The sequence below is a fragment of the Pseudomonas fluorescens genome (assembly GCF_902497875.1).
GTDB classification, from domain to species: domain Bacteria; phylum Pseudomonadota; class Gammaproteobacteria; order Pseudomonadales; family Pseudomonadaceae; genus Aquipseudomonas; species Aquipseudomonas fluorescens_BR.
In genome coordinates, this window is the sequence record NZ_CABVHY010000121.1 from 1 (window position 1) to 1,605 (window position 1,605).

The window sequence follows — 1,605 nt, forward strand, 5'->3', positions numbered from 1 at the left end:
GGCTTAAATCCAAAGCTGGAAGAGTCTGGCCAGCTTAAGGGCCGCACCTTTATCTCGAAAATCGGATCAGCGCGACTCCGAACCGGGCTCTACATGCCAGGTCTGGTGGCGATGCAGCACAACGAAGCGATTATCGCGCTCAAAGAGCGATTGAAAGCCAACGGCAAGGCTCCCAAGCAGATCATCTGTGCAGCAATGCGCAAGCTGCTGCACATCATCTTTGGAGTGATCAAATCGGGCCAGCCCTTTGACCCGAAACTTGCGCTTGCCCGGTGAGAGTTAAGACGGTATCTACAGGTTTTGCGTATACCCGTTGTTTCCTGGGGGAACCGGATTGGCGTAGGAGCTGCCGCAGGCTGCGATCTTTTCGGCGCAGCCAAGATCAAAAGATCGCAGCCTATCGGCAGCTCCTACAAGTTTTGCGTATACCCGTTGTTTCCTGGGGGAACCGGATTGGCGTAGGAGCTGCCGCAGGCTGCGATCTTTTGCCGTAACACGACATATCCCGAAAATTGTTTCTCGGACCATGGCTCCAAAGCCGACTAGCTTTACCTGTGTCATACACCTTCAGGAGGGCAATGGATTGCCTGCCGCCGCCAATGGATGTCGCCTGCGTAAAGCACGGGTATCTGAAGTCAATCGTATTTATCTCCTCACCGCTGTGGCTCACCAGCGCCAACCTGTATTTAGCGATTGGCGCTCAGGTCGCCTGGTGGTCGATCAACTGCGCCTGGCCGACGAAAATCAGTTGGCCACATCGCTGGCCTGGGTGGTGATGCCAGATCACTTTCATTGGTTGGTACAGCTGCAACGTGGCTCATTGGCTGAGTTGATGTGTCGGGTAAAGTCGCGCAGCAGTCTTGCGATCAATGGCCTGAAGCGAAGTAACGACCGCGTCTGGCAACGGGGCTATCACGACCGGGCGCTACGCCTGGATGAGGACGTCAAAGCGGCGGCGCGCTATATCGTGATGAATCCGCTGCGCGCCGGGCTGGTCAACAAGCTGGGTGATTACCCGCTTTGGGATGCGGTGTGGCTTTGAGGCGGGAAGTGAAGCCTTTGAGATCTTGGGCGCACACTCTAAAAGATCGCAGCCTGCGGCAGCTCCTTGTATCTCGACTATCGCTCCGCCAGGAGCGATAGTTCTCGACTGATCATCGAGGGAGGGATCTGGAAGCCGTGCAGCTCCTTAGGCCTAGAGCCTGCGACGTAGATCGTGCTCCAACCCTCCACACTCACTCGTATAGTTCGAACGGTATCTTGGGCCCGTCTCTGGCGAGAGCCCGCATTCGCAAGGTTGGACAGAGTGCAGTGATGATCACAATTGATCCAATTGGAGACGATCATGTCCGATTATGTTGGCGTCGACGCCGCTAAACACACCTTTGACATCGCCAAATACCTGCCTAACGGCAAACATAAAACCAAAGCCAAGCTGGCCAATGCAATCAAGGGGTTCGAGGAGTTCCACGCCTGGCTGCAGAAGCATGTCGAGCCTTCAGCCTTGATCGTGATGGAGGCCACCGGCATCTACCATGAAGCGCTGGCCGAGTTCTTGTACAACAAGGGCTATCGGGTCTGCGTCGTCAATCCTGCACAGACCAA

General features: G+C 55.6%; 3 protein-coding genes. All 3 read left to right on the top strand.

Annotated features, from left to right (window positions below):
• The coding region (locus F8N85_RS34035) for a transposase (RefSeq protein ID WP_150807682.1) at positions 1-276 on the top strand (276 nt) is incomplete at its 5' end.
• Between the two features lie 307 nt (positions 277-583).
• Positions 584-1,042: an REP-associated tyrosine transposase gene (locus F8N85_RS34040; protein WP_150807683.1), complete on the top strand. Its 459-nt coding sequence runs from the start codon at positions 584-586 to the stop codon at positions 1,040-1,042.
• Between the two features lie 303 nt (positions 1,043-1,345).
• Positions 1,346-1,605 (top strand): IS110 family transposase (locus F8N85_RS34045; protein WP_150806867.1); only part of this gene is annotated, 260 nt, incomplete at its 3' end.